Annotated in this window: 8 protein-coding genes; 4 read left to right on the top strand and 4 right to left on the bottom strand. The window is 71.0% G+C overall.

The genetic code is table 11. The annotated features are described in order from the left end of the window. Positions 1 to 1,069 (bottom strand): AMP-binding protein (locus FHU30_RS08885; protein WP_253873829.1); only part of this gene is annotated, 1,069 nt, incomplete at its 3' end. Positions 1,070 to 1,438: 369 nt separating this feature from the next. Between FHU30_RS08885 and sbnA the strand changes: the two genes are divergently transcribed. Further along, on the top strand, positions 1,439 to 2,476 hold the full coding sequence (gene sbnA / locus FHU30_RS08880) for a 2,3-diaminopropionate biosynthesis protein SbnA (RefSeq protein ID WP_253873827.1): 1,038 nt from the start codon (positions 1,439 to 1,441) through the stop codon (positions 2,474 to 2,476). A 23-nt stretch (positions 2,477 to 2,499) separates the two neighbouring features. Continuing rightward, the gene (gene sbnB / locus FHU30_RS08875) at positions 2,500 to 3,525 is read left to right on the top strand and encodes a 2,3-diaminopropionate biosynthesis protein SbnB (protein WP_253873825.1); all 1,026 of its coding nucleotides are present in this window, start codon (positions 2,500 to 2,502) and stop codon (positions 3,523 to 3,525) included. Here sbnB and FHU30_RS08870 read toward each other — a convergent pair. Next, positions 3,522 to 4,088 (bottom strand): hypothetical protein, encoded by a 567-nt coding sequence (locus FHU30_RS08870; RefSeq protein WP_253873824.1) that lies wholly within the window; start codon positions 4,086 to 4,088, stop codon positions 3,522 to 3,524. The genes sbnB and FHU30_RS08870 overlap by 4 nt on opposite strands. A gap of 109 nt (positions 4,089 to 4,197) precedes the next feature. Here FHU30_RS08870 and FHU30_RS08865 point away from each other — a divergent pair, with 109 nt between their 5' ends. Both FHU30_RS08865 and FHU30_RS08860 read left to right on the top strand, forming a co-directional pair. Next, positions 4,198 to 4,653, top strand: a complete 456-nt coding sequence (locus FHU30_RS08865) for a VOC family protein (RefSeq protein WP_253873822.1) — start codon at positions 4,198 to 4,200, stop codon at positions 4,651 to 4,653. A 2-nt stretch (positions 4,654 to 4,655) separates the two neighbouring features. After that, positions 4,656 to 5,429, top strand: coding sequence for a MerR family transcriptional regulator (locus tag FHU30_RS08860; protein WP_253873820.1), 774 nt, complete (start codon positions 4,656 to 4,658; stop codon positions 5,427 to 5,429). Here FHU30_RS08860 and FHU30_RS08855 read toward each other — a convergent pair. After that, a complete protein-coding gene (locus tag FHU30_RS08855) occupies positions 5,419 to 5,796 on the bottom strand; it encodes an ATP-binding protein (protein WP_308211237.1) in 378 nt (125 codons plus the stop codon). The two genes, FHU30_RS08860 and FHU30_RS08855, sit on opposite strands and share 11 nt — an antisense overlap. Next, positions 5,793 to 6,125, bottom strand: coding sequence for a hypothetical protein (locus tag FHU30_RS08850; RefSeq protein WP_253873816.1), 333 nt, complete (start codon positions 6,123 to 6,125; stop codon positions 5,793 to 5,795). The genes FHU30_RS08855 and FHU30_RS08850 overlap by 4 nt, the downstream gene beginning before the upstream one ends. Positions 6,126 to 6,242 lie beyond the last annotated feature (117 nt).

Raw genomic sequence — 6,242 nt, 5'->3', positions numbered from 1 at the left:
CGTGGTGGGTGACGTCGTCGGAGCACTCGGTCGGGCCGTAGGCGTTCAGCAGCCCGGCGTGCGGCATCGCCTCCAGCCAGCGCCGGGACAGCTCGGCGGGCAGCTCCTCGCCGGTCGCGATCATCCAGCGCAGCCCGCCGAGCGAGCCCGCGGGCGCGTCGGGCAGGTCGTCCAGCAGGTGCCGGACCATGGTCGGCACCAGCTCCACGACCGTGATGCCCCGCTCGTCCACGGCGCGGGCGAAGGCGACCTGGTCGTGCGCCACCGCGTCCGGGACGATCTCGACCCGGCCGCCGATCAGCAGCGGGCACACCATCTGCCAGACCGAGATGTCGAAGCCGAGCGGCGAGGTCATCGCGAGGACGTCCGCGCCGGTCATGCCCAGGTCGACGATCTTGGCGAACAGATGGTTGATCATGCCGCGGTGCTCGACGACCGCGCCCTTCGGCTTGCCCGTGGAACCCGAGGTGAACAGCACGTACCGGGGCTGGTCGAGCGTCTCCAGGCGGGCCTCGCCCTGCCACGGCGCGCAGTCGCGGGCCTCGCGCGCGGGGACGATGCGGCAGCCCGCCGCCTCGGCGCCCTCGCGCAGCGCGGCGGGCGGCTCGTCCTCGACGGTGATCAGCAGCGCGGCGCCCGCCTGGTCCAGGACGTCCCGGACGCGCCCCGCCGGCCAGCTCCCGTCGGCGGGCACGTACAGCGCCCCGACCAGCTCCAACGCCAGGAACGCGGCGAGTACCTCGATGCGGCGCTCGCCGCCCACGCCGACGACCGTGCCCGGCTGGACGCCCTCGCGTTCCAGCAGCGTGGCGAACCGCCGGGCCTCCTGCGCCAGCTCGGCATAGCTCAGCTCGCGGTGCTCGTCGGCCACGGCCGGACGGTCGCGCTCGGCCGCGAACCGCTCGACGCGCGCGATGACCGGCGCGCCGATGTCGATCCCGTGGTCGCGGACCATGCCGTGCCGCGCGGCCAGCTCGCGGGCGCGCGCGATCTCCCCGGACGGGACGTCCAGCACCGGCAGCGCCGCGGCCGGCAGCAGGCGGTCGCGGACCGGCAGCCCAGCGTTCATCGTCACCCTCCGTGATGTGGTGGCGCTCACCCGTCATCGCCGAATTCTCCGCCCCTTCCGGGGCGCTTCGACGTGGAGAGAAGCTTATGTCCGACCCCGGCCAGTCCTGCCGGGTTTCTGTCGGATATCAACCCTACCGCCCAGTAAGCCGGGGGTTGCGGGCATCCATGCTGCTAGGTACCGTGATGATCCGCCACGGTTCCACCAGATGATCGCGGCACACTTCGGGGGAAGCTGGGAGAACGGCCGGAAATTGCGTTCGAGCCATTCGCACAACGGATCGGCGAGGGGCGGAACCATCCCTTTCGCCGCTTCGCCGTCCCCACTTCCAACGGCCAACGAGATCGGTTTTCTCCCCAGGGTGGCAGCGTGCCCATCATCTCCTCGCCGCAGGACTTCAACGTCGAAGACCTCTATGTGGACCTGCGTCCCGTGCTCGACGTTCCGCTGTTCCTCAAGTGCGAGGGTTTCAATTTCGCGGGCTCGGTGAAGCTGAAGGCCGCCGCCGCGATGGTGGAGGCCGCCGAGCGGGACGGGCTGCTCCGGCCCGGCTCCACGATCGTCGAGTCGTCCTCGGGGAACCTCGGCATCGCGCTCAGCATCATCGCCGCCGACCGCGGCTACCGGTTCCTGTGCGTCACCGACCCGCGCTGCAACCCCGCGTCCATGCGGGTGATGCGCGCGCTCGGCGCGGAGGTGCTGGTCATCGGGCACCAGGACGCCAACGGCGGGTACCTCGCCAGCCGCATCGAGCACGTCCGGCGGCTCTGCGCCGACCGCTCCGACCACATCTGGCTGAACCAGTACGCCAACCGCAACAACTGGCGCGCCCACTACACCGGCACCGCGCCCGCCATCGACCGGCGCTTCCCCGACCTGGAGGTGCTGTTCGTCGGCGCGGGCACCACCGGCACGCTGATGGGCTGCGCCCGCTACTTCCGCGAGCAGGGCCGTCCGGTCACGATCGTCGCGGTGGACGCGGTCGGCTCGGTCACCTTCGGCGGCATCCCCGAGCGCCGCATGGTCCCCGGCCTCGGCACCAGCGCGCGGCCCGCCCTGGTGGACGAGTCGTACATCGACGACATCGTGCACGTCCCGGAGACTGACACGATCCGGACCGTCCACCGGCTGTCGGCACGCGGCTTCCTGTTCGGCGGCTCCACCGGGACGGTCGTCTCCGGCGCCGCCCGCTGGCTCGCCGCCCGGCACGCCGCGGGCGGCCCGCACCCGGTCGCCGTCGCCATCGCCCCCGACCTCGGCGAGCGCTACCTCGACTCGATCTACGACGAGGGCTGGCTCGCCGAGCACTTCCCCGAACTGCCCGCCGAGCCGGAGCCGGACCTGCCGGACGACGTCCCGGCCCGACTCGGCGCCCCGGACGCCGGCGTCCTCGGCGTCCGCCCGTGAGAACCGAAGAGGAGCTGCCCCCGATGTCCCAGAGCCCGTCCTTCGCCGTGATCTCCGGCGCGCAGGTGCACGAGGCCGTGCACGGCCACGAGACCGAGGTCACCGCCATGGTCGAGGCGGCCTACCGGCTGCACGGCGAGGGCGCGACGGTCAACCCGGACTCCTACTTCCTGCGCTTCCCGGACCAGCCGTCCAACCGGATCATCGCGCTGCCCGCGTCGGTCAAGGGCGAGGTGAACGCGCACGGCATCAAGTGGATCTCCTCGTTCCCGGGCAACGTCGCGAACGGCGTCCCGCGCGCCTCGGCCGTGCTGATCCTCAACGACACCGAGACCGGCTACCCGTTCGCGTGCCTGGAGTCGTCGATCATCAGCGCCGCGCGGACCGCCGCGTCCGCCGCGCTGGCCGCCGCCCGCATCGCCGACGCCCGCGGCGACCGCCCGCGCCGGGTCGGCTTCTTCGGCGTCGGGCTGATCGCCCGCTACATCCACACCTACCTCGCCGCGAACGGCTTCGCGTTCGACGAGCTGGGCATCTACGACCTGTCCGCCGACCACGCCGCCGGTTTCGGCGAATACCTCGCGCGCACCGAGAGCGGCTCGATCTTCATCCACGCCGAGCCGGAGGACCTGGTCCGCTCGTCCGACCTGATCGTCTTCGCCACCGTCGCGGGCGAGCCGCACGTCCACGACCCGGCCTGGTTCGCGCACAACCCGCTCGTCCTGCACGTGTCCCTGCGCGACCTGGCGCCGGAGATCATCCTGGCGTCCTGCAACGTCGTGGACGACGTCGAGCACTGCATGAAGGCGAACACCTCGCCGCACCTGGCCGAGCAGAGGGTCGGCAACCGCGACTTCGTGGCGGGCACGCTGTACGACGTCCTCACCGGCAAGGTCGTCCCGCCCGCGGACAAGCCGGTCGTCTTCTCCCCCTTCGGCCTCGGCGTCCTGGACCTGGCCGTCGCACGGCACGTGTACGACCAGGTCACCGCGTCGGGTCAGCTCCAGGAAGTGCCGGGCTTCTTCCACGAGATGAAGCGCTACGGCTAGCCGACCGCCCAGGTGACGGGCGCGATCGGACTGTCCGGGTTGGGCGCCGAATAGACGATGCCGGTGGCGCGCTTGCCGCCCGGAACCTCATAGACGGCCCATCCGCGCACGCAGTCGCCTGGCCGGATGTTGCGCGGGGTGACCGGGTACAAGGTCACCTCGTAGTCCTTGGCCTCCGGCTCCTCGGGCTGGACCTTGGAGCCGTCCGGCAGCTTGAGCGCCCAGGCCTGGACGGCGACGGTCGCTATCGACGCCGTCGAGCGCTTCATGCAGGTCTCCACCTCCGCTCCGGCCCATTCGTAGCCCGTGCGCGGGAGGCGCCGGCCCGGAAGCGGCTGGCGGTAGGTGAGCGCGGTGATCGACGCCGCGACGTACTGCGTCGCGGCCGTCCCCGGCGTCCCGAGCTGGAGCGCGGGCGCCGCGCTCGGCGTGGGGGTGGAGGCCGGCGGCGCCGGTCGCGTGGGTTGGGGCGGGGTGCTTTCGGCCTTCGGCGCGAGCGGGTTGGAACAGGCCGTGAGGGCCAGGCCGAGGACGGTGAGGGCGGCGGCGAGCCGCGCGGTCATGGCGGCTCCTGGGGCGGTGGGTGTGTCCCGATGGGACGCGCGGTCCCCGAATCCGGTTCACCTTCGCCGGTTTGACCTTGCCGCTACGTCAACTTCTAGCGTGGCGTGCGTGATCGACCGAACCATCTACCCCATGCCCATGTTCGCCACGTTCCGCGTCGCGGACGTCAAGGCCGCCGCCGCGTTCTACGAGGCCGCCGGTTTCGTCTCCCTGGCAACCGTCCCCGGCCCGGACGGCTCCCCGGCGGTGATCCACCTGCGCCGGATGAAGTACCAGGACCTGCTGCTCGTCCCGGGCGAAGCGGTCCCGGGAAGCACTACCGTGAGCTTCTCGGCCGGTGACCAGGACTTGGCCGCCCTGGCCGCGTCGCTCCGCGAGGCGGCTTTCGAAGGTGCTCATGTCTCAGGCCCATCGGATACCCCGTGGTTCACCTCCGACCTGACCATCGACGATCCTGACGGGAACCGGATCATCCTGACCGCGCCCCGGATGGGGGAGATGGGCCAGGCCAAGGAGTGGGCGAAGACCTTCGAGGGCGATTACGAGGTCGTAGAGCAGGAGTAGGCGTGGAGTGGACGATCCAGCAGGTCGCGCGCGGTGCGGGCGTGTCCAGTAGGACGCTCAGGCACTACGACGACATCGGTCTGCTGCGCCCGTCCCGCGTGGGCGAGAACGGCTACCGCTACTACGACGCTCCTGCCGTGGCCCGCCTCCAGCGCATCCTGCTGCTGCGCGACCTCGGGCTCGGCCTGCCCGTCATCGCGGACGTCCTGGCCCGCGAGAAGGACGAGGAGACCGCGCTCAGCGACCACATTTCGTTGCTGGAAGCCGAGCGGGACCGCCTGGACCAGCGCATCCAGGCGGTCCGCCACACGTTGGAAGCCCGTCGCAGCGGTCGCGACCCGTCCATGGAGATGATGCTGGACGGCTTCAACGACAGCTACCGCGAGGACGTCGTCGCCCGCTGGGGCGAGCGCGCCTACGAGGCGAGCAATGCCTGGTGGAAGAGCAAGTCGTTCAGCCAGCGCATCGCCTGGAAGCGCGAAACGGACGAACTCGTCGCCGCCTGGCGAGCCGTCTACCAGGACGGCGAAACACCCACCTCACCCCGCGCCCAAGCCGTCGCCGCCCGGCACGTCACCTGGCTGGCCCAGATCCCCGGCACCCCTGTGGCGGACGGCGACCGCGAACGCTCGATCGAACTCGTCCGCTGCATAGGCGACCTCTACGTCAACCACCCGGACTTCCACCCCACCTACGGCGGTCGCGACGGCGCAATCTTCGTCCGCGAAGCCCTGAAGGCGTACGCGGTCACGATGGAAGCCGACCTCACCGACTGAACCAAACCCGCACACCCCCACCATCGAGCACGTCAAACCCCCACTCCCGCGCAAGCGCCTGGACGATGAACAGGCCACGCCCACCAAGCGCGCAAGGCTCGTCCACAACATGCGGAAGCATGCCCGACCCACCATCGGTCACCGCGACGACAACCGAGCGCTCCTGAACGTCCACCGAAACCTCAACCTTGTCGCCGCCGCCATGCAGGACGGCATTGGTGAACGTCTCGGAAGCCAGAAGCACGCAGTCGTCCAGCGCCGGATGCTCCCGAAGCACCTCGGCTACCCACCTCCGCACAACCGCGACCTGAGTGACGCAGGCAGCGAACGCCTCGCGACGCCCGCCGCCCGCACGACATGCGCTCACGCGATCATCCGCCGAACATCCGCAGCGCGCCGACAAGGCTCCAGCCGCGCCTCGATCCCGGCGAGAACGCGCGGCAGGTCACCGACGCGTCCCAGCACGTCGCCCGAACTGTCGTAGTAGTACAGCCGCACCCGCTTCCGGCCGACGCAGACGGATTCGCCGACGCGCGGGATGACCGGGTGGAACACCCGGAGCCACAGCCCGGAGCTGGCGGACGGCGTGGTGGTCGTCCACCCGCGCTCGGCAAGCGCCCGGCCCAGCCGTCCGAGATGGCGGTCCTGGACGTCCGCGGTCACCGGCACGGCGAACCGCACCGCACGTATGCTCATGTGCGTCCTCCTCTGGGGGATGAGGCTGCGCGGCCGGTGGAGGGTTCCAATCTCGAACCGGCCGCGCGGCGCCTTTTCTCACGCTCGGAACGAATACGGAACGTCGGCGTTCACGAC

This window comes from Actinomadura rupiterrae (assembly GCF_024172125.1).
Classification (GTDB): Bacteria; Actinomycetota; Actinomycetes; order Streptosporangiales; family Streptosporangiaceae; genus Spirillospora; species Spirillospora rupiterrae.
The sequence above is the reverse complement of the archived record's forward strand: the minus strand, read 5'-3'. Positions and strand labels throughout refer to the sequence as shown.